The organism is Bacillus cereus group sp. MYBK14-1 (assembly GCF_051916885.1).
Taxonomy (GTDB): domain Bacteria; phylum Bacillota; class Bacilli; order Bacillales; family Bacillaceae_G; genus Bacillus_A; species Bacillus_A cereus.
The window spans coordinates 177,950-199,408 of sequence record NZ_JBQAHM010000002.1; the positions used below are offsets into that span (position 1 = coordinate 177,950).

The window sequence follows — 21,459 nt, forward strand, 5'->3', positions numbered from 1 at the left end:
TTAATTATGAATATTTCCCAATCCCTAATTATTATTTTCATAACCTATTATGATGAATACTTTGTAAAGTTTAAACAATTAACTTCCCTTTGTCTATATATATAAATAATATTATTATAAAATTTACAAATAGAAAAAACCAAAGGGTGCCCCTTTGGTTTTTACATTTTTTTATGTTGTTTAGAAAGCTTTTTCCACTTATCACGCTCTGCTCTGGCAAGGATTGCATCTTGTTTTCTTATAAAATACGCCAGTTCTCTTTGTAATTTTTTATAGCTTTTCAAACGATTTATCGTAATAAGTCCGTTTTCAATTGCACTATACACCGCGCACCCTGGTTCATTCTCATGCTTACAATCACGGAAACGGCATGTTGTCGCAAGTTCTTCAATATCAGAGAATGTTGTTTGAATCGCTTCGCTTCCTTCCCAAAGTTGCAATTCCCTCATACCGGGAGTATCAATTACGAGAGCGCCACTTGGCAATTGGAATAACTCTCGATGCGTTGTCGTATGCCTTCCCCTACTATCCTCCTCACGTATATCTCCCGTTTTTGCTACCTCAATTCCTATTAGCGCATTTAACAAAGTTGACTTTCCTACCCCTGATGACCCAACTAAAGCAATTGTTTTCCCTGAAGAAACGAATTGTTTCAACGAATCAATACCTGTATGCTCTAAACTATCAACAACAAAAATAGGAACACCAATTGCTATAGCTTCCGTTTCTACAATTTTTTGTTCTATATCATTACATATACTACTCTTTGTTAAAACAATAACTGGCATAGCGCCACTTTCATACGCTAATAATAAATAACGTTCCATCCTTCTAACATTAAAATCATGATTAAGTGCATTCACTAAAAATAAATAATCTACATTTGCTGCTATAATCTGTTCTTCTGTTCTTGTTCCAGCCTCTTGTCTTGAGAAAGAGCTTCTTCGCTGGAAAATACGATGAATAATCGCTTTCTTTTCATCTTCTATTTTCTTTATATACACCCAATCACCAACTGCTGGATAATCGCCTTTCGTAACTGCTTCATGCCGAAACTTCCCAGACAGTTCTGCCATATACTCACCATCATTACAAATAATTCGATATATATGCTTATGCTCGAGTAAAATTCGTCCTACTTCAAAGTTCTCAACAGCTTGTTCCTCAAAAAAAGAATCCCAGCCGAACGATTCTAAAATATTTTGATTCAAATTGATATCCTCCCTAGTGTAAGCTAAGCGGAAGGATCGTGCGCTCACTTATATAGTCTCGCCCTTTCCATCCACCTTTGTATTTGGTTTATTATTCATATAAGTTATTTTCGCCATAATACATCACCCCGTTCTTCTTTTAATTACTCTCATTATATGGAATTCTCCTATAAAAAGCTACATTATTTAACGTAATTTTCAAACAACTTTCTTTTGAGCATTCTAATTTGTCCTCGGTGACTAATTTCATCTTCTAGCACATGATACCAAAGATAGTGCTGGTTATATATTACACCGTTAGGCCACTTTCTTTCTGACATGAGCCACTCATCACTTTGTTCACTTAAATACTTCAGAGATTCTTCTCGAACACTTTGTAGAAGTTGTACATAATACTGTATTTCATGACCACGGATCGCTCTACCTGCTTCCCCTAAATACAGTGCATCTTCCCATATTTCTAATTCTTCTTTTGTAAAGTCACGATTTTGAAATGAAATAAGCTGATGAACTTTTTCAATAGCTGCTATATGCTTTAATAAGGCGCCAATTGAATTTCCGCTGCTCTGCATAATTAAATCTAATTGCTCAACTAATAAATTTTTTACTTCGCCTAATGTTACAGCTCTCGTATGCTCAAGCAGGCTTACTAATTCCCCTATTTTTTTGTATAACCAACTACACTTCTTATTCGATAATCTATATTCATATCACGCACCCCTTTCTGCATTCATATTATTGTAAAAATGATTCATATAATAGACTGAAATATATCTAAATTTTCTGTTATAATTAAATTGAATACAAAATATATCCAAACAAACTTTCTCAATATGCTTATATGAAATATTAAAAGGAATCAATATAAAATAATCGAATCTTATTCACTAAAAGGAGTGGATTCGATGGAAATGTATCAATGGCTAACCGCTGTTCTCGTTGGTGGCATTACCGGCTTCGTTTCCCATCTAATCAATAACCAAGGTAAGTTATTGCTTCCACGCCGTTTGAAAACATTTTTTCATTTTGGATTTTTAACTGATATTTTTACTGGTAGCCTAGCCGCACTTCTTGGGCTCGTTTTATTCGATGTCACCGCGATAAAAGAAATTATAAAAGTATCCATTGTAACTGCTATTTCTGGCCAAACTTTCTTACTACATCAAGCTCTTGGTGGCGAACAGGCTAAAAATACGCAAATTGGGAAAGCTGATGAGAAGATTCAAGAAATTGACAAATTATTGCGACGTTAGTGTATACTTTCTTTTAAAATTATTGTTATAATGAGAAATAAATATTTTCTATTGCGTCGTTTGTCAGGAGAAAGGGTGTTTCGTATGACAAAAAAGAAAATAGAAGATTTCTTAACAAACTCCGAAAAAGAGGAACTGCTAGAAAACTATAAATGTTTACGAGAAGCCCGCACAAAAAGCGAAGCTAACTATTTTGGCGAAGCAGTAAACCATCTATTAAATAAAGCAAAACAACGAATTATTAAAGATGCAGGTATACATGATGAAAATGCTGCAACTGTTCAATCAAAGAGAAAAGCACTGTTTTAGCTACATTAGCTAAAACAGTGCTTTTTATTTAGAATTTTTTTCTTTCCATGCTATATTCTCTCCGCCTTTATACTTCCCATTTTTACAGTTTCAAAAGTCATCTAGACCTAAAGATCAAACTAATAATATTAGCCCACGCAAACCATTTTAATAATAGATAAAATAATTGAACTAGTAATGCTACAAACTAAATAAGTTTATTAAATCGCTTCTTTTAAATCTGAATGCGGATTTGGTCCGTATTGATTGTCATTTTCTTCACTTTCAATGATAAAAAATACAAGTAAAACAACGCTACCAAACGGTACAAAATTTAATAGTTGCCACCATCCCATTTTCCCAATATCATGTAATCGTCGTGCACCAACCGAAAAACTTGGTATAATCATTACTAACATAAATAGCAACGCAATAATAGCAACTAACACCTCTGAAAATGATGATAAAAATAACAGTAGCCAAAAAATTACGATATTGGATAAACTAAAAATCCAGTACTCTTTTCGCGTAGCTCTACCACTAAAATTCCCATAATTCTTTAGAGCTTTCAAATACCATTGCATTTAAACCTCTCCCTTTTATCCCAATAAAATTAAAATATGTAATTATTAACAGATAAGTAGAAATATAACACAATATTTATGTAAAATCCATATTCCCATCTAAATTGCCCTCTATTTAAATAGTTTTTTCCTTCGGCATTTTTCACATTACTTTCACATCTATTTCACAAATATAAGTAGTCCGATATGCTAAACTAAGTATATCCTTTTCCAAGGAACTATATGCCGATATATAAATCCCTATCTTTATAGGGATTTTTATTTTTTGATTCCTCATAACTTTGTTACAATACATTTCTTCTACTATTTCTATACTTTTAGTAACCACTTTAATTAAAAGCACATTCATGTATTCACACTCTTATTAATTCTGATTTGCGAAATATTTATACAAGCTTTATGATGCGATTCCTGTTTCACTATTTTCAGTAAGTTTTTCACTTTTTCTAAACAAAAATAAAGCTCCTATATATAGTAACGCTGTAAAACTACCTATAAGGATAAAATTGTGAGATATTGCAAATAACATTCCAGCTATTGCCGCACCAATCATTTGACCAATGTACATAGAAGCATTTGCAAGCGCGGCTCCTGTTCCTCTTGCTACACTAGATATGTTTTGTAAGTGCCTCATCATTAATACAAACAAAATTCCTGTCCAAAAAAACAAAGCAAAGAACGATAACTCCACCAATACAATGTTCTTTACATGTGGAAGTAATACATATAGCACTGCTGTAAATATAATTCCACCATAGAAAGAAAGGTTATAACCAATTTTATTTACGATTCTAGGACCAAAAATATTACCAGTTAAATTTCCTAACCCTAATACGAGCATAGCTGTACCTACTTCATGAACTTGTAAGCCAAATTGAATGGAAAGCCATACACCCAAAAATGAAAATGCAGCAAAATTTCCGGTTTGAAAAACAAAGTATGCAAAATAAGAAAGTGAAACCTTTGAATCTGTAAGTAATTGTTTATAACGCTGTAAAATCGCTTTTTTATTTCCACCTATATGAACCGACTGTATTTCTGGTAATACAACATAAATAAGAATGACAAGTAGTGCTGATAATATACCAATGAAATAGAATGGGATTGTATAATGTATCGTTGCTAAATAAGCTCCCAGTGGCAGCCCTAAAATTTGAGAGATTGATAACCCTGCTGTTGCAACCCCAATTGCTTTCACACTTTGCTTCTTCTCTATAAGGAGCGGAATAGATGCCCACACTTGTGGAGATACAAAAGCTGCACTTACACCTGCTAAAAATCTAAATGTTAGCATCCATAAAAAACTCGGTGCAATTCCACACAAAAACGTACTTATTGCAAAAAAACTCATACCTAGTACCATCACTTTTTTTCTGTTTAATCTATCTGATATAGGACCAGCAATAAGCGCAAATCCAGCATACCCTAAAGCATACGAACTCACCATCCATCCTGACAACTCAGTTGAAACATGATACACCTGTTGCAATGTCGGCAACAGTGGTGAAATTAAGAAAGTATCTGTACCGATCATAAACATTATCATAAAAAATACAGCTAGTACTCTGTTCATTTAGACCTTCTCCTTATATAAACAGAGGGTACTCTCCCTTTGTTTAACTAATCTTCTAAAATAGATTGGATTTCTTTCATGACTCTTTCATTCAATGCAACGTCTACCGCTTTCACACTTTCTCTTACCTGCTCTGCCCGCTTTCCACCAGGTATAACAGTATCAATTCCTTCTTTATTTAATAACCATGCTAACGCTAAATGAGACACTTCAATATCATTTTCTTTAGCTAGCCCTTTTAACTTATTCACTTTCTTAAAATTACTCTTATATGTATTTTCTTCAAATAGATTTACATTTTGACGCCAATCGACTTCATTTAATTTAAAATCTTCTGTATATTTTCCACCTAATATTCCAAAAGCAAGAGGCCCATATGGAATAAATGAAATACCCGCTTCTATACAATACGGCAACAGTTCTTCCTCAGCTGTACGTTCTAACATATTGTATGGCGATTGTACAACATCTATATGACCATGTTGATTCGCCTCTTTTAATTGTTCTATGTTTACATTCGATATTCCAATTGAACGAATTTTCCCTTCTTCTTTTAAATGAGTAAGCTCTCCGATTGAATCTATATAACTTGTTTCAGGATTTGTAAAGTGTAAATAATATAAATCAATATATTCAGTCTGTAATCTTCTTAAGCTATTTTCCACAGCATTCCTTAAGTAACTTGGTTCATTGTTAATATAAGTTTCTCCATTTAACAACGGTTGAATTCCACCTTTTGTAGCAAGTATAAACTCATGACGTTTTCCCTTTAATACTTCTCCTACTAATTCCTCTGATCTACCGAAACCATATGAATCTGCTGTATCAAAAAATGTAATCCCTTGCTGAATAGCTTCTTCTACTAATCGCTTTCCTTCTTCTTCATTCACATCAGCATATAAATTATGTCCCCCTACTGCATTTGTACCTAAACCCAACTTTGAAATATTTAATCCTGCCTTTTGCAATTTTGTATACTTCATTTTTTCTCCCCCTATATTTCTATTGTTCGAATATATTCGAACAATAGAAATATACCACTTTATATGTTATAGTGCAAATATCTTAACTTATACAAGTAGGTGAAATATGCGTACACTCTATCATCCAAATCGAGAAGAAATTCAATTTTCTTCTGTCTTATATGCACTTAGCGATCAAATTCGTTTACAAATTGTAAATATGTTACTAGAGAAAAATGAACAATCTTGTGGTGCTTTAAACATCCCTGTTGCAAAATCAACTTTATCTCACCATTTCAAAGTTTTACGTGAGTCAGGTGTTATGTACACGCGCCTTGAAGGAACACAACGTTTCATTTCAATTCGTGAAGAAGATTTAAATGCTAGATTCCCAGGTTTATTACAAGTTGTATTACATGCGACAGAGCCATATTAAAAAAACATCTCATATTCATATGAGATGTTTTTTTAATATGGCTATTCTTTTAATAAATCTAATAATCCATTACCTTCGGATGTACGTTCATACCCTAAAGGTACAGTTCTTTTAATAAGTTGTGCATATATTTCCGGCTCTGATAACTTTCGACCGTATTCTTTCTCACACTGTTTAATGAGCAAGGCAAGCGCTCCAGCAACATGCGGCGTCGCCATGGAAGTTCCACTTAACACTGCATATTTCCCATCTGGATACGTAGATAATATTTCATCACCTGGCGCTACTAGATCAATTTCTTGATTTGAATTACTAAAACATGTGATTTTCCGTTCTAAATTGACAGCGCCGACTTCAATTACTTCCGAGTAAGCACCTGGGTAATCTAGTTCCTCTGTATTATCATTACAATCTCCATTATTCCCAGCAGCACATACGACGAGAACATCCTGCTTTACCGCATTTTGAATTGCTTCATGTAATTCTGGAACATCTTGCGGACCACCAAGTGACATTGAAATAATTCTCACTTTCTCTTGATTCGGCCCTCTCCAATTTACAGCATAATGAATTGCCTCAATAATTTGCTCGTAACTTCCAGAACCATCTCCCGCTAAAACTTTTAATACTAACATTTTAGCAAGTGGTGCAACTCCTAATACACCGACACCATTTTCAGTTGCTGCAATCGTCCCCGCGACATGAGTACCATGTCCGTTATTATCAAGATACACATTTGGATCAGCTTCATAATCTTTTGTGAAATTTCTTCCGCCGATAATACGATCTTTTAAATCTATATGATTAGTATCACACCCTGTATCTAATACGGCAACGACTACATCTTGCCCCTTCACACTCTTTTCCCATACTTGCGGAGCGTGAATCAGTTGTACACCTGGTGGAATTTCATTTACTTGTTCTACAACTTTATTTACGATAAATGGAATCAATTGTATACCTTTTTGTTTATTCACTGTACTACTCATCGTAATCCCTCCTGAAAATGTATTATTTTCATTTCAGACCACTTTTGAATACGTGTAAATGTAACATTCGTTTTATTCTTTTTGTTTTCCTTCTTTTCAAATATTTCTCAACATCATTTACTAACTCTATACTACTTTTGTATTTCCCCTATGATTTATAGGAAATAACAGCCTGGGTCATTCAACTAATAACCAAAATAAAAGGACCAATTAATGGTCCTCTTACAGTCTTTTAAAAGAATGATATGTAATTTGAAAAATAATATAAATTAAGACTAAACCTCACTCTTGTTTAAAAACTTTTCTATTTCTTTTACTAAATATTCCGCTCCCTCTATCCCAACAGTAATATTTCCATTTGCTAATGATATGTTCTGCTCTGAAACATCACCTGTGATTTGGCAAGCATTGTAAGGTTGATATTTTTGTAAAATGATTTTATCTGCTTCTACAAAAATTTCAAGCGGTGATTTGATTTGTATTCCCAATACATCGCGTAATTCTTTAGGGATAACAATTCGTCCTAATTCGTCTACTTTTCGAATAACTCCTGTTGCTTTCATATTTCTCCCCCCCTTTCTCTCTATTAATTTTTTTCACCTCGCTTTTTCCATTTTATCACTTTTTGACAATACTTGCCTCTTTTTAGAAAATTTTGTACTCGAGTTAAAAAAACACATTTAATGCATACGTAATCTCTCTTTCAATTGTTTTACATAACGGGATCTTATAAGTAAGAAGTATACAACTTGAATACCTATGAAAATACTTAATACAACTGTATTTTCTTTAAACAATGAGTACTCAAACATTTGCCCTAACGCCGTTAAGGCTACTGCCCCATGTAATGTTGCAACACCAATTGGAACGAAGAATAAAAGCGCCAATCGAATTGTAACTACCTTCGATAATTCCCTACTTGTCAATCCAACTTTTCGAATCATTTCGAACAAGCGAACATCATCCTCCAAATCGGAGAATAAACGGAAGTAAAGGAAACTTCCTGCGCAAACGAAAAATACTATACCAATAAAGAAACCTACAAATAAAATCGGTCCTGCAATTTGTAAACTTTGGTTCTGCTCGTACTCTTCCGCACTAAACGTTGAATATTCTTGATACGGTTTAATTTGATGAGTAAGCTCTTTACCAATTTCAATCTCATCTTTCGTTCTTTCAGTTTTATACATATAATCTTTTGTCTCTATAAATCCATCTTGTAATGAATCATATTGATCATTAGAGATTACATAAACATTTCCTCTTAATATTTTCCCCAATGAAGATGAAGTAACTTTTTTCACCTTTAAACTTTCATTCATATTAGGTAAAGTAATTTCTTTTCTTTCTTTCATCGCTGGCCCTGGTATATCAGCTGACAAAAATACAACCTCTTTATTTGCTACAGTATTAAATGGTTCTCCCGTTAACTTTGCATATTCCTTATAGTCTGATTCTTTTATAAAAGTGGCGCTTCTTAACGACTGTTCCTCCGTTTTCTTTGTCGAAATATTAGTTTTTGAAGCTGCTATATTATGTTTCTTTAATCCTTTGTCAATCATTTGTATATGTTGTGATTCGTTACTATTCCCTTGCTTAGAATGGTAATGAAACGCAATTGGTCTCTCCATTATCCCTTTCGTCATGGATGCGAAGCCGACTAATGTCCCTATTGCGGAAAATGCTACAGTAGAAATAATGGTTACAATAAAGAACATTCTTGCGTTATCTCTCATACGATACGCTAAATCTGATAACGTAATAATATTAGTCTGTGTCCAATAGAAACGTTTACTTTTTTTACATAATCGAATAATAAAGACACTCAGCTGCTTGTACAACAAATACGTCCCAATAATAACTACCGTTGTAACAGGAATCATCATAATAAATACCATTGCTCCATGTGATAGAAGAGCTCCTACATAGCCAGCACTAAGCAATACTACTGCTAATATTGAAGAAATGATTGATGCTTTCGGTTCCGGTTTCGCCTCTGCTGATCCTCTAAACAACTTCATAATCTTATTTTTACGAATCATTCCTGCACTAAACAATGATATGATCATAAATAAAATAAAAAACATAATACCCGTTACAACAATTGCTTTCATCGGTATGTAATAGGATAAGGAGATATCTAGTTTCAATATCATCGGAGCGACAAATAGTAATACCCCTGAAAATAACATACCTGAAAGAATACCAAAAATAATTGCCCCTATTCCAATCATAATATTTTCAAAAAAGATCAGACGCTTTAATTGATATTTCGTCATACCTAGCATCATTAAAATTCCTAGTTCACGCTTTCTCGTTTTTAAAAACATTCCCATCGAATATAAAATAAAGAAGAATGTAAATAAGTAAATAATAGACTGTGCAAAAGACATACTTACGAATACGTACTGACCTAATTCTCCTGCACTTAATGCCGGATGAAACGCAAAAAATGAATACACAAAAAAGGCCATAATTGCAAATGCACTACTCAAAAAATAGGCTGAGTATGTCCGTCTATTTCGGGTTACATTCCGATATGCTAGTTCTCTAATGTTCATATTACTTCTCCGCCCTTCTACTATCTATGTTTTTATATTAGTAAAGTGCGGAAATACCTTCCATCGATTCAAATGACAAAAACCTTACATTTTTGAAAGGTTTAAAAAATTGCTTATACGTAGTACTTTATTTATAATGACTACATTCATATTCATACACACATCCTATTGTATATTCGTTAGGTTTGCGAAATAATAAAGGATAGAAGTATGTACCATTATACATATAAACTTATTTACCGCTTTAATATGAATAGGAGGAAAACATAATGACATTACAAGAACAGATTATGAAAGCATTACATGTTCAGCCTGTAATTGATCCAAAAGTTGAAATTCGTAAACGAGTTGATTTCTTAAAGGATTATGTAAAAAAAACAGGCGCAAAAGGATTTGTACTTGGTATTAGCGGCGGCCAAGACTCTACATTAGCAGGACGCTTAGCACAACTTGCAGTTGAAGAAATTCGTAACGAAGGTGGTAATGTAACGTTTATCGCCGTGCGTCTTCCTTATAAAGTACAAAAAGATGAAGATGATGCACAATTAGCATTACAATTCATTCAAGCAGATCAATCTGTTGCATTTGATATTGCTTCAACTGTTGATGCTTTTTCAAATCAATATGAAAACTTATTGGGTGAATCATTAACAGATTTCAATAAAGGTAACGTGAAAGCACGTATCCGTATGGTTACTCAATATGCAATTGGTGGACAAAAAGGGTTACTTGTTATCGGAACAGATCACGCTGCAGAAGCTGTAACAGGGTTCTTTACAAAATTCGGAGATGGTGGTGCAGATTTATTACCATTAACAGGATTAACGAAGCGCCAAGGACGTGCATTATTACAAGAGTTAGGTGCAGACGAGCGACTTTACTTAAAAATGCCAACAGCTGATTTATTAGATGAAAAACCAGGTCAAGCTGACGAAACAGAGTTAGGTATTACTTATGATCAATTAGATGATTATTTAGAAGGTAAAGCAGTTCCAGCTGACGTTGCAGAGAAAATTGAAAAACGTTACACAGTGAGTGAGCATAAAAGACAAGTACCAGCGTCAATGTTTGATGATTGGTGGAAATAAATAAAACATAAAAAAGAAGCTAATCTTCATTTAGCTTCTTTTTTATATGTTAACGATATACCCCTACTCTTTTCTCCAATAAATCTTGCAAGCAATCTTCATGTTGTTTACAAAATAACGGTGGCATGTCGTCTAACGGGAAAAACTTCAAATCCAACGTTTCATCACCATCTACTTTTTTGTCACCTCCAACTATTGAGAATGAAAAGAACATCACAATTGACTGGGCCTTGTCTCCATTTGGATATGATTGAAAATATTTTGTATACACTCCAATAAGCTCATTTATTTCTACATCATACCCGGTTTCTTCTTTTATTTCCCGGATTGCAGTTTCCGCAGCTGATTCTCCTATCTCCATTGCACCACCTGGAAATCCCCAAGCGTTAAAGTCTCCTCTTTTTTGCAGTAATACTTCTCCATCTTTATTAAATACACAACCACCGGCAAAGTTTAAGAAAACATAATCATGTCCTACTTTTTCACGTAATTCTTTTATATAATTCGCCATTCTCTTTCCCCTTTTCATACTTCTTCTATCGCTATTTTTTATCTTTTTCAAGCAATTCAATGATTCGATCTAGCTTCTGGTTCATATTAATCACGTGGTGTTTCTTTGCAACGCTGCTTTGTAATACTCTTCTAATAAACAAAGTAAATGATATGAAAAACAAAACGATAAGTCCGATTACTAAACAAGTATATATCAATGTGAAAATATTACTTTCGAACAAGTTCATTCAGCATTCATATCCTCTCCTTTTTATTTTATCACATAATTCCCAATATTTTAAAGTGATCAACAAATATAAAAAGAGCATCTTTTACAGATGCTCTTTCTCATTGCTTAATACGTAAATGTAATTGTCGCCAATGAATAACCAGCCAATGCACTATAAGGCGCTACTTGATAAGACACACGCTTTGCACCTTTTGGCCAATTTATTTCATTTAATACTTTCTTTATATCTTGCATCGTCCCATCCATGGACTGCTTATATCGCACTTCTACTTTTTCTGGTTTGGCTGCAAACTGTTGCTGCAACTTTTGCTTAAATTCATTATAATTTTCTGCTCCGTATTCTGCAGATAAGTATTGTAAATTTGTTTCTTTTAACATCTGCTCATATACGACAGTTTTTGAGCTACCAGCTTTTATTTTGTTTGTTAATTCACCAAAATAACTTGTAGTTGCTGCTGGATATTTACTACGATCCCAGTCGTGATCTTTACTTAACTGTTCGTCAGACATGTTAAAATATGAGTAAGTTACACGCCCTGCTTTATCTGGTACTGGATCATCAAATGTAGTATCTAGGTGATACCATTTGTTTTCAATGTTCACTAAATTCCACGCGTGAGCTTGTCCGTTTCCTGTGCCTGTTACAATATGGTTTTGAATACCTGCCTCTTTTAACAACTCATACGTTAATAATGTATATCCTTGGCAAACGGCAGAACGATTCGCTAATGCTTCATATGCTGTATACGCTTGATAAGACGTATCATAAGACACATGCTTAACAACGTAATCGTGAATAGCTTTTACTTTCTCATGCTCATCCATCCCTGGTTTTACAATTGATCCAACAATTGATTTCACCTGAGCTTTTACATATTGAGTTTGTTCTTTTGATTCACGGTATTTTACTTGCAGTGTAAACGTATAGTCCCCTGGCATTCCTTTAATAGAATATCTAGTAGACGCTACATTATATTTTACATACTCATCAGCATCTACAATTTTATTAAACTCACCATACAATTGATCCATAATATTTCTAGCATTTCTATCTTTTGTTTTATATGTGATTGTAATATTTTCTTCTCGATTATCAATCTGTTTTTTTAATTCTTTTCTGAAATCATCTAATAACTTTACATCTGATTGTGCTGTCACTGTAGTCGGATTTGTAGCTGCATAAGATACAGATGACGCTTGTAAGCCTCCCATTACTATAGTTGAACAAAGTGCGGCAGCTGTCACATACTTACTTGTCTTTCCCATCTTGTCACTCCTTATATTCTATAACTATACGAAAAAGTATCGTATAGTTTCAGAGTATACAATACTTTTTCGTATAGGTCATATGAGATTATGCATATTAACTAATTCACATAAAAAGGTTGTTCTTTTTAAAAGAACAACCTTTTTTCATTAGCATGTTTGTAATACACAGCATGTATTTTCAAAACGTTGATTTTTCAAATCTTCATTACTAATACAGAAATATAGCATCCCTAGTTCTCCCCAAACCATATTACAATTTTTATGATCTGAATCAATTTGGAATAAAAGAGTCATTTGCTGCGGGTCTACTCCCATATATTCTCCTGTCTCATATAACACTTCTTCTTGTACAGAGAATGGCTCACCAAACATTTGATGGTTATCGTAGTTATCTGGAATTAGCTCTTCAAGTAATTGCAAGAAACGATCTGAATCAGCCTCATCTTCAATAAAAAGTTCTGGTAATTTGTATGTCAGTTCAAAAGTAATTGCACACTGGTTATATTTCGCTTGTATTTCATTTTCTCTTCGTAATTGCTCTACAGGAACATCATAATAAAGTACACGCCCAGCTTCTGTTAGATTCACATTTTCTTCAAAATAATTTTCAATGCAAAAGAAATACAGCATCCCCGTCTTAGGAAGATTGTGATCCATACCAACGTTTTGTAAATCACTTAAGTTAAATTGCGCGATAAATTGTAGTGGATTTCCTTTATGCTTTGGATATTCAAATAAAGCTGGTAGATCAGGAACTCCTCCCATTTTCGAACTACCTATCGCAACAGTTCCCTGCTGCTTTGGCACAACTTTTATACAAGGAAATACAGTATTAATAAGTTCTTCTTTCAAGTGTGTTAGTTCATATTTATCAATTAATACTTCAATTTTTTTATTCATAAATTCTCCTTACATTTACATACTTATTTATATCATAGTACAAAGATTATACTTCATTCTTTACAAAATCAACAAGCCTCCCAAAAACGGGCTTATCCTTCGTACGCGAACAAGTTTAAAAAAGCATACTATACATTGTTCCTACAAACATGATAATTCTTTAGTTCTTCCAGTACATTTTCCCCTCGTTCATTTTTAAATATAAGGAGGAATTCCACATGGGTTACGGATATAGTTGCTGTGGTTACGGATACGGTGGCGGCGGTTGTGGTTACGGAGGTTTCGCTTTATTAATCGTTTTATTTATCCTTCTAATCATCATCGGAGCTAGCTGTTGGGGCGGCTTTGTAGGCTGCTAGTAAACTAAAAAACTATTGTAAAAAAGCACGTACAATACGTGCTTTTTTGCCATTTCTAAATCTTTCATTCGAAAGGAAGTATGTTTAATGAAGATTGATGGTGTTTTTGAAGGAGGCGGTGTGCGCGGTATTGCGCATGTCGGGGCAATTTGCGCGTTAGCCGAAAAAGGTTATGAATGGGAACGTGTAGCTGGTACATCGGCTGGTTCGATTATTGCAGCGCTCCTAGCGGCAGGATATTCTTGTTCAGAGTTAAAAACGATTATAACTGATATTGATTATAATAAATTTACGAAAAGAACTTTTATTGATAGAATTCCTTTTATCGGCAAGGGACTCAGTGCATGGACTACTCTAGGTATATATTCTAATGTATTTATAGAAGAATGGATTGAAGAATTACTTCGAAAAAAAGGTGTTCATTTATTTACTGATTTACCGGATCTAAACAAACTCAAAATCATCGCCTCTGATATTAGTAATGGTAAAATGGTTGTCTTTCCTGACGACTTACCAAACTACGGATTTTTAAATTATCGCTTCTCTATCGCTAAAGCGGTAAGAATGAGTAGTACAATCCCCTTCTTCTTTGAACCGGTAAAATGGAGAACTCCAAAATGGAAACAGCCTTGTTATATGGTTGATGGAGGAATTCTAAGTAATTATCCAATTTGGATCTTCGATTCACCTACCGCTCCTCGCTGGCCGACTTTCGGATTTCATTTTGTAAAAGATGAGATTCAAGCTGATCCTGCTCACTATAACGAGCCTATTTCCATGTTAAAAGGACTATTTAAAACAATGATGCAAGCTCATGATTTACGTCATTTAGATAAGGAATCAAAAGCAAGAACGATTACAATTCCAACAGGAACGATTACAAGTACTAATTTTGAACTGACAAAGGAAGAAAAAGAATGGCTTTACAATTCTGGTTATAACTCTGCTAATAAATTTTTACAAGCTTGGAACTTTAGGCAATATATCGATGAATATAGAAAAGGAAATCAAGACCGAAAGACAAATCGATTTTTTCGTCAACTTGACTCATAATATTATTACTTTGCTTATAAATACGAGAACGTTTAACAACTTAATAATAAATAAGCCTAGTAATTTCTTATATTACTAGACTTATTTATTATTATATAATCTCGTACATTGTTTAAGGATACGTTAACCCTTCGGCTTCCTCTGCAGTAATAACTATGTAACGATTTCCCGTTCTTAATCCTAACAGTTCTGCTTTTTCAATCGCTTCTTGCTTCGTCTCTGCATAAGCAGCTAAATATTTTTCTCCATTGATCATTTGGCAAATTACATATTGTTTCATTACTTTCTCCTCTTACTTTTTCATTAGTTGTGCAAGTTTTTTTATACCTATTTCAATTTCTTCTAACGTTGCGTATGAATACGATAGGCGCAAAAATTGATTTGCACTTCTATCATATAAAGTACCTGGGTTTAATAAAACCTTTTCTTGCAGAGTTTTATCAAATAAACTGCGATATGAAATGGGTACTTTTATATGTACCCATATATAAAATCCCCCTGTTGGTTCATGCCAAGTTGCTATTTCACGAAGATATTTATCTAACATTAGTAACATAAAATCTCTTCGTTTTTTCAATTCACTTCTTACAAAGCGCAAATACTCATCATATAGACCATTTGTAAACCACTCTGCTGCAATTTGCTGGGATATAGTGCTTGAACCATAATCTGTTTGCATTTTTATGTCTGACAATCTTTGAATTACTGGCTCAGGTCCAACAATCCATCCAATTCTTAACCCTGGACTAATTACTTTGGACATGCTTCCAATATGTAGTACGATTCCATTTTTATCATAGGCTTTTAAAGGTTTCGAACAAGGTGCATCAAACCATAAGTCTTGATACACTGCGTCCTCTATAATAGGTAATCCAATTTCATTACATATTTCCATCACTTCTATTCGTTTCTTCGCATTCATACTAAAGTTCGTTGGATTATGAAAAGACGGGATTGTATATAAAATAGATGCATTAAATTGCTTCTTATATTTTGTAATATATGATGTATTTAAACCGTTCTCATCCATTGGTATTCCAATGAAACGCATTCCTGCGGATTGAAAAACATTAAGCGAGTATAAATAGGATGGTTTCTCTAATAAGATGGATGCCCCTTTTGGAAGAAGCCCCATAGAGATAAGTTGCAGCGCTTGAATTGCTCCTGAAACAATTAATATAGAGTCAGGAGATACACATATACCATGCCCCTTTAAGTATTCGGAAATCTTTTCCCTTAAATAAAAATTTCCTTTCGGCTCTTCATACCCAAGCTTCACATTTGACTTTAAAAGCTTATTCATAATTTCTTTCATCTTTTTCTCAGGTAAGAGACTTGGCGCGAGCTCACCTGTTCCTAATCGAATTACATGTGGATAAAATTCAGCTTGATTAATCTCCTGAATAGCTGGGAGATTCGGATAATGAAGTCCTGTTTCTACATAAGACTGCCAATTAGGCGGGGGTGCGTAAGTTGAAGCATTCTCATTATTATTTACAACAATTGTTCCTTTCCTGCCATTCCCTTCAATGTATCCCTTTGCAACTAGTTCATCGAAAGCCATTACAATTGTGCTTCGATTCACACCAAATGTATGTGCCAAATCTCTTTGTGAAGGTAATTTCGTTCCAACGGTCCATTCTCCATTAACGATCCTTTCTTTTATATACGTTTCTATTTGTTTATACAGAGGAGTCGCTAGAGACATATTCGGTTTCCAAACGAATCTTTCCATTATATCACCTTATATTCTTTTTGGTTGGTAACCTCCCCAACCATATGGATGGATACAAATTTTCATTTCTTCTATACAATATACACTATCATAATGAATTAAAATAGGAGGTAATATGATGAGTGAAGCAATTATTCATGGTATCATTCTTGCATTTGGACTTATCATTCCATTAGGTGTACAAAATGTTTTTGTCTTTAACCAAGGTGCGAGCCAACCAAACATTTGGAGGGCAGCCCCCGTAATATTAACTGCCTCTATATGTGATACGTTACTCATATTGATTGCAGTGCAAGGTGTCTCCCTTGTACTCCTTACTTTTTCTTGGCTAACTAACTCGTTATATATAGTTGGATTTTTCTTTCTCCTATACATGGGCTTTGTTATTTGGAGAAGTAACCCTTCCAACGATGTAAAACAAGAAAAAAGTATGCCCTTAAAAAAGCAAATCCTTTTCGCAGCATCCGTTTCGTTATTAAATCCACATGCAATTTTAGACACAATCGGTGTAATTGGAACAAATTCTATTCAATACATAGGAAGTGAAAAATGGGCTTTTACACTTGCAACTATTATCGTTTCTTGGATTTGGTTTATAAGCTTAGCGTTAGCGGGGAAATTTCTAAAAAGACTAGACTCAACCGGAAAGACAATTTTATTATTAAATAAATTTTCTGGTCTCATCATATGGGGTGTCGCCCTTTATATGTTAAAACAAGTTATTTATTCTTAATGAACGAAAGAGAATTGCATGTTACTCAAAACATCATGCAATTCTCTTACAAATTATGAAGTAGGCTCTGGTTTCTGTTTTACCGTCTTTGCATCCTTTGCTGGTTTAATCCAAATGATTGCTATGACAGCACCAATGGCAGCGAAAATACTTGTCAAATAAAACACTTCATGGTCCGCCCCTTTCATGAAAAAAGAATATAAAGGTGGTCCAGCTGCTACACCGATAAATCGCATTGAACTATAAAATGACGTAACCGTTCCCCTTTGCTCCTTTTCAATTCCTTGTGTAATGAGGGCATCTAAACATGGGAGTGCCATACCAATCCCTATCCCCATAATAACGAGACAAAGAAGTAGTAAATAAATCCCTTTTATAAATAAAGGAATGATGACTGATGCAGCTGCCATTAAAAAACCAATATAAATACACTTCTTCATAACATTTTGATTATCTCCAATTTTTTTACCGGCCATATATGAACTAAGTGACAGTACAAGTAACGGAATAGCAAGCACACACCCTTTCCATATACCATGAATGTCATACTTTGATTCCAGTATAGTCGACAAATAAAAGAGAATTCCGAATAAAATAAGCATAATAATTGCACCTAATGCAAAAATGGCAATTAACCATCTTCCTTTTTCTCGAAACGTAGACAGAATAGATTTTATAAACTCTTTAAGTGGTGGTACTTCTCCTTCTTGTTTCTTTGCCTTTACTAGAACAAGTAACAAAACAATTGATATGATACATAAAACTGGAATCGCCCAAAATGGTAAGAACCATACAATGGCAGCAAGAGCAGATCCTAAAATAGGGCTCAGCACTTTTCCAAATGTATTGGATGTCTCAATAATTCCCAGGCCTGTACTAACTTGTTTTTCGTCTTTGTATAAATCACCAACACACGGTATAACAACCGGCATTGCCCCAGCAGCACCAATACCTTGAATCGCTCTACCGATTAATATCCAAGTGTAGGGATTATCAACTTTCCAAGATACCCAACCAGTTATCGCTCCTCCTATAGCCGCAATCAGCAAACTCGGAACCATTACCATCTTTCGTCCCCATCTATCTGATAAATAACCAGCAATCGGTATAAGTAAAATGGCTACAATAGAGTAAATTGTAATAATCATGGATACTTGAAACGATGAAATATGTAATTTCTTTTCAATTGTCGGCAAGATTGGAATGAGCATTGAATTCCCTAATGTCATGACAAGTGGAACTGATGCAAGCGCAATTAAACAACAGTTTTCTTTTTTTAACATGTTGATTTCAGAACCTTTCATCATATATTTCTTACCATATAATAGCCCTGCTGGAACATAATTTTCATTCCACCAGGGCTATTACATCTTTAATACTTCCCATTCACAACAAAAGAAATTGGGTAAAATATAGTATTACTTCTATTCTTTGAATTCTGTTCACTATATATCCATACCAATTAATTGAAAAAAAAGAAAGGAAGAATCCTTCCTTTCTCCTATAACCTTATACATTTAGCGAGTATATCCGCCACCAAGCTGTTGTTCTGCCATCGCTACTAGGCGTTTTGTGATTTCACCGCCTACAGAACCGTTTGCACGTGAAGAAGTATCAGCTCCAAGTTGTACACCGAACTCTTGTGCAATTTCATACTTCATTTGATCTAAAGCTGCTTGTGCTCCATGTGATGCTAATTGATTAGAATTACGATTTCTAGCCATTACCAATCACCTCCTTATTTATATATAAATTGTGTTAAATTCAAATTAAAATACATGGAAATTTTCGGTTATTTTTTACCATAAAAAAAGAGCCTCTAAAACGAGACTCTCACATCATTTCACATTACGAACTTACTACTTCTAATTTTCTATTTATTAATACTTTCATTTCTTCTTTTAATATCTCTTTTGAATTATGTCCAAACCATTCTAAGGAAGCAAAAAGATCCGTACCTCTCACTTCCTGAATAATCTCATCATAATTTACAATACCTTCAAATAACGGAACCATACCAATACGACTTCCTGCTGCAGCATATACATTATTAGGTTCAAACACATGCAAATAATCCGCTGAAGATATATTCTTAAAATGGTAATGTAGTGTCCACGGCTTTAATCGATGGAAACTGTCTATTGGATCTGCGCCAGACTCCCATATATGAAGAAAATCAAGATTTATTTTTAAATTCGGATGGTTTACTTCTTCTAATAACTCTATAGTAGAAGGCAATGTGTCCGTTAGTGTATTGGGATGTGTTTCTAACAGCACATACATATTGTTCTGAGCAAACACATCACAAATCTTACGTATTCGCTTCACATACTCTTTTCTCTCTTGTTCCGAGAAGTCCTTGCTCCCTTTTTGCCCAGCAAACGTGCGAATTTTATTCGTATTAAACCAATTAGCTAGTACTACAAGTTGTTCACTTTTCTCTATCGTTTTTTCAAAATCTGCTGATAATGATATATCTAAGTAATCACTTATCATCGTAATTTCTAAGTTTTTATCCTTTAGAAAATTCAATTCTCGTTCTGTCGTTTCACGTTCTTGCATGTACAAATTTTGTGCATGCGTCCCCCATAATTCAATTCCTTCAAAACCGTTTTCATATGCAAATTGAACAATATCAGTAAATGAAATTAATTGATGACGAAATGAAATGGTACATAGCGAATATTTCATAGTATTAAACTCCCCTATCTTAAATTCAGTTAGCTTATTAAAGAGTTGCGACAGATTGATTTGTTTTCATACCTTTCCATGATAGAAACTGTCTCTCTAATTCCTTCTTAATTTGCAGTTCAATTGCATTCATTTCATCCAGTTTTTCAATAATCGATACTAGCATACCTTTATTATTCGTCATTGCCATTTTAATTGCACGATACTGTACATTTGTAAATCCTTGTACAATATCCTCTACCCGATCACACCAATAATCAAATTCTTGCTCCGAATATTGCAACGTTTCACGGAAGTATGCAAAGGCATGCTCATAACTATATTTACGAATTGCAAGTACTGGTATTTGTTTTACTGCTGCTACAAGTCCAGAAAGCGCATATCCTTCTTCCTCATTTGCCATTTTTACAATTAAATTTTTCAGTTCCATAGTCAGTTCATTTTCGTTCTTTTTGAATGTTTCTGTGAAATAACTAGCTACTGTTTCTTGCGTTGGCTCCCCAATTCCTTCTATATCAATGAAATAACCTCCACCAAATGGGTTATCTTGAATAGAGTGAAGTACTTTTTCTCTTTCCATATTTCCTTCCCAACGAAAATCAGGATCTAGCATGAACCACTCTTCTTCTTTCTCTGTTTTTGATATCATTAAATAATGTGGAAACGGTTTTTGATGAAATTTATTTTCCCTCTCTGGTAATAGAGACATATCAACCATTACAATGACATAACGATTTTCCGGCCTGTTTTCTACTAATTCTAAAAACGTTTCTACATTGCTATCTTTATCTTTTGCATGATCATACCATTCGTTTACTTTAATACCGTACAATTTTTCAAACCAAAGTAAATAATGATCATGGTTAATGTTTTCAGAGTGATATGAAATAATTCCGCCTTGTGTTATATCAAAATCTCCATCCCATAGTCCAAAATAAAATGGACGAAAATCAATGTCGCTACGCCTTTTTATAATTTCACAAAAACAACTCACTAAACAGTGCACTTTAATTGAAGTCATACTCTCATCCA

General features: G+C 34.0%; 25 protein-coding genes and 1 pseudogene. 7 read left to right on the forward strand and 19 right to left on the reverse strand.

All coding sequences use genetic code 11. The features are described 5' to 3' along the window. Positions 1-161: 161 nt before the first annotated feature. Both rsgA and ACTFR3_RS06945 read right to left on the reverse strand, forming a co-directional pair. Positions 162-1,211, reverse strand: a complete 1,050-nt coding sequence (rsgA, locus tag ACTFR3_RS06940; RefSeq protein ID WP_001073051.1) for a ribosome small subunit-dependent GTPase A — start codon at positions 1,209-1,211, stop codon at positions 162-164. A 182-nt stretch (positions 1,212-1,393) separates the two neighbouring features. Further along, a pseudogene (locus ACTFR3_RS06945) lies at positions 1,394-1,920 on the reverse strand (DinB family protein). A gap of 196 nt (positions 1,921-2,116) precedes the next feature. Between ACTFR3_RS06945 and ACTFR3_RS06950 the strand changes: the two are divergent. Beyond that, positions 2,117-2,464 (forward strand): DUF4257 domain-containing protein, encoded by a 348-nt coding sequence (locus ACTFR3_RS06950; RefSeq protein WP_000426317.1) that lies wholly within the window; start codon positions 2,117-2,119, stop codon positions 2,462-2,464. 84 nt (positions 2,465-2,548) lie between these two features. Then, positions 2,549-2,773: a hypothetical protein gene (locus tag ACTFR3_RS06955; RefSeq protein WP_000162602.1), complete on the forward strand. Its 225-nt coding sequence runs from the start codon at positions 2,549-2,551 to the stop codon at positions 2,771-2,773. 200 nt (positions 2,774-2,973) lie between these two features. On the opposite strand, the gene ACTFR3_RS06960 is transcribed toward ACTFR3_RS06955, so the two are convergent. From ACTFR3_RS06960 to ACTFR3_RS06975, 4 genes are all read right to left on the reverse strand, one after another. After that, a complete protein-coding gene (locus ACTFR3_RS06960; RefSeq protein WP_440044307.1) occupies positions 2,974-3,336 on the reverse strand; it encodes a DUF805 domain-containing protein in 363 nt (120 codons plus the stop codon). A gap of 142 nt (positions 3,337-3,478) precedes the next feature. Then, the gene (locus ACTFR3_RS06965; protein WP_001101741.1) at positions 3,479-3,685 is read right to left on the reverse strand and encodes a hypothetical protein; all 207 of its coding nucleotides are present in this window, start codon (positions 3,683-3,685) and stop codon (positions 3,479-3,481) included. Between the two features lie 48 nt (positions 3,686-3,733). Further along, positions 3,734-4,909, reverse strand: a complete 1,176-nt coding sequence (locus tag ACTFR3_RS06970; RefSeq protein WP_440044308.1) for an MFS transporter — start codon at positions 4,907-4,909, stop codon at positions 3,734-3,736. A gap of 47 nt (positions 4,910-4,956) precedes the next feature. Continuing rightward, positions 4,957-5,892: an aldo/keto reductase gene (locus ACTFR3_RS06975; protein ID WP_000877965.1), complete on the reverse strand. Its 936-nt coding sequence runs from the start codon at positions 5,890-5,892 to the stop codon at positions 4,957-4,959. A gap of 106 nt (positions 5,893-5,998) precedes the next feature. On the opposite strand from ACTFR3_RS06975, the gene ACTFR3_RS06980 reads away from it, so the two are divergent. Beyond that, entirely contained in the window at positions 5,999-6,307 is a 309-nt protein-coding gene (locus tag ACTFR3_RS06980; protein WP_001259906.1) for an ArsR/SmtB family transcription factor, read from the forward strand. A gap of 41 nt (positions 6,308-6,348) precedes the next feature. Here ACTFR3_RS06980 and ACTFR3_RS06985 read toward each other — a convergent pair whose 3' ends face one another. The 3 genes from ACTFR3_RS06985 to ACTFR3_RS06995 all read right to left on the reverse strand — a co-directional run bounded on the left by ACTFR3_RS06985 (position 6,349) and on the right by ACTFR3_RS06995 (position 9,857). Continuing rightward, a complete protein-coding gene (locus ACTFR3_RS06985) occupies positions 6,349-7,296 on the reverse strand; it encodes a serine protease (protein WP_000099748.1) in 948 nt (315 codons plus the stop codon). A gap of 275 nt (positions 7,297-7,571) precedes the next feature. Next, positions 7,572-7,859, reverse strand: coding sequence for an AbrB/MazE/SpoVT family DNA-binding domain-containing protein (locus tag ACTFR3_RS06990; protein WP_000648324.1), 288 nt, complete (start codon positions 7,857-7,859; stop codon positions 7,572-7,574). Positions 7,860-7,976: 117 nt separating this feature from the next. Further along, positions 7,977-9,857, reverse strand: coding sequence for an FtsX-like permease family protein (locus ACTFR3_RS06995; RefSeq protein ID WP_001025988.1), 1,881 nt, complete (start codon positions 9,855-9,857; stop codon positions 7,977-7,979). Between the two features lie 269 nt (positions 9,858-10,126). Here ACTFR3_RS06995 and nadE point away from each other — a divergent pair, with 269 nt between their 5' ends. Continuing rightward, complete coding sequence (nadE, locus tag ACTFR3_RS07000; RefSeq protein ID WP_000174904.1) at positions 10,127-10,945, forward strand: ammonia-dependent NAD(+) synthetase; 819 nt, start codon at positions 10,127-10,129, stop codon at positions 10,943-10,945. A gap of 49 nt (positions 10,946-10,994) precedes the next feature. Here the strand turns inward: nadE and ACTFR3_RS07005 are convergent, their stop codons facing one another. The 4 genes from ACTFR3_RS07005 to ACTFR3_RS07020 all read right to left on the reverse strand — a co-directional run bounded on the left by ACTFR3_RS07005 (position 10,995) and on the right by ACTFR3_RS07020 (position 13,856). Then, entirely contained in the window at positions 10,995-11,456 is a 462-nt protein-coding gene (locus ACTFR3_RS07005; protein ID WP_000024992.1) for an NUDIX hydrolase, read from the reverse strand. A gap of 31 nt (positions 11,457-11,487) precedes the next feature. Next, complete coding sequence (locus tag ACTFR3_RS07010) at positions 11,488-11,685, reverse strand: DUF4083 domain-containing protein (RefSeq protein WP_001048104.1); 198 nt, start codon at positions 11,683-11,685, stop codon at positions 11,488-11,490. A 107-nt stretch (positions 11,686-11,792) separates the two neighbouring features. After that, positions 11,793-12,953, reverse strand: a complete 1,161-nt coding sequence (locus tag ACTFR3_RS07015; RefSeq protein ID WP_000520867.1) for a transglutaminase domain-containing protein — start codon at positions 12,951-12,953, stop codon at positions 11,793-11,795. A 150-nt stretch (positions 12,954-13,103) separates the two neighbouring features. After that, positions 13,104-13,856, reverse strand: a complete 753-nt coding sequence (locus ACTFR3_RS07020) for a YwqG family protein (RefSeq protein ID WP_001034844.1) — start codon at positions 13,854-13,856, stop codon at positions 13,104-13,106. Positions 13,857-14,074: 218 nt separating this feature from the next. Between ACTFR3_RS07020 and ACTFR3_RS07025 the strand changes: the two genes are divergently transcribed. Together ACTFR3_RS07025 and ACTFR3_RS07030 are read left to right on the forward strand one after the other, a co-directional pair. After that, a complete protein-coding gene (locus tag ACTFR3_RS07025) occupies positions 14,075-14,215 on the forward strand; it encodes a YjcZ family sporulation protein (protein ID WP_000540419.1) in 141 nt (46 codons plus the stop codon). Positions 14,216-14,302: 87 nt separating this feature from the next. After that, complete coding sequence (locus ACTFR3_RS07030; RefSeq protein WP_000686808.1) at positions 14,303-15,268, forward strand: patatin-like phospholipase family protein; 966 nt, start codon at positions 14,303-14,305, stop codon at positions 15,266-15,268. Between the two features lie 112 nt (positions 15,269-15,380). On the opposite strand, the gene ACTFR3_RS07035 is transcribed toward ACTFR3_RS07030, so the two are convergent. Together ACTFR3_RS07035 and ACTFR3_RS07040 are read right to left on the reverse strand one after the other, a co-directional pair. Continuing rightward, a complete protein-coding gene (locus ACTFR3_RS07035) occupies positions 15,381-15,548 on the reverse strand; it encodes a DUF3933 family protein (RefSeq protein WP_000816389.1) in 168 nt (55 codons plus the stop codon). A gap of 12 nt (positions 15,549-15,560) precedes the next feature. Beyond that, complete coding sequence (locus ACTFR3_RS07040) at positions 15,561-17,003, reverse strand: PLP-dependent aminotransferase family protein (protein WP_440044309.1); 1,443 nt, start codon at positions 17,001-17,003, stop codon at positions 15,561-15,563. Between the two features lie 118 nt (positions 17,004-17,121). Here ACTFR3_RS07040 and ACTFR3_RS07045 point away from each other — a divergent pair, with 118 nt between their 5' ends. Continuing rightward, a complete protein-coding gene (locus ACTFR3_RS07045; RefSeq protein ID WP_001287291.1) occupies positions 17,122-17,736 on the forward strand; it encodes a LysE/ArgO family amino acid transporter in 615 nt (204 codons plus the stop codon). A 53-nt stretch (positions 17,737-17,789) separates the two neighbouring features. Here the strand turns inward: ACTFR3_RS07045 and ACTFR3_RS07050 are convergent, their stop codons facing one another. From ACTFR3_RS07050 to ACTFR3_RS07065, 4 genes are all read right to left on the reverse strand, one after another. Continuing rightward, positions 17,790-19,019 carry an MFS transporter gene (locus ACTFR3_RS07050; RefSeq protein ID WP_142343353.1) on the reverse strand — a complete coding sequence of 410 codons (1,230 nt, stop codon included), beginning with the start codon at positions 19,017-19,019 and terminating at the stop codon, positions 17,790-17,792. Between the two features lie 234 nt (positions 19,020-19,253). Next, positions 19,254-19,460 carry an alpha/beta-type small acid-soluble spore protein gene (locus ACTFR3_RS07055; protein WP_000113545.1) on the reverse strand — a complete coding sequence of 69 codons (207 nt, stop codon included), beginning with the start codon at positions 19,458-19,460 and terminating at the stop codon, positions 19,254-19,256. 124 nt (positions 19,461-19,584) lie between these two features. Then, a complete protein-coding gene (locus ACTFR3_RS07060; RefSeq protein WP_000877685.1) occupies positions 19,585-20,427 on the reverse strand; it encodes a sugar phosphate isomerase/epimerase family protein in 843 nt (280 codons plus the stop codon). Between the two features lie 37 nt (positions 20,428-20,464). Next, complete coding sequence (locus tag ACTFR3_RS07065; protein ID WP_440044310.1) at positions 20,465-21,448, reverse strand: DUF6005 family protein; 984 nt, start codon at positions 21,446-21,448, stop codon at positions 20,465-20,467. Between the last annotated feature and the right edge of the window lie 11 nt (positions 21,449-21,459).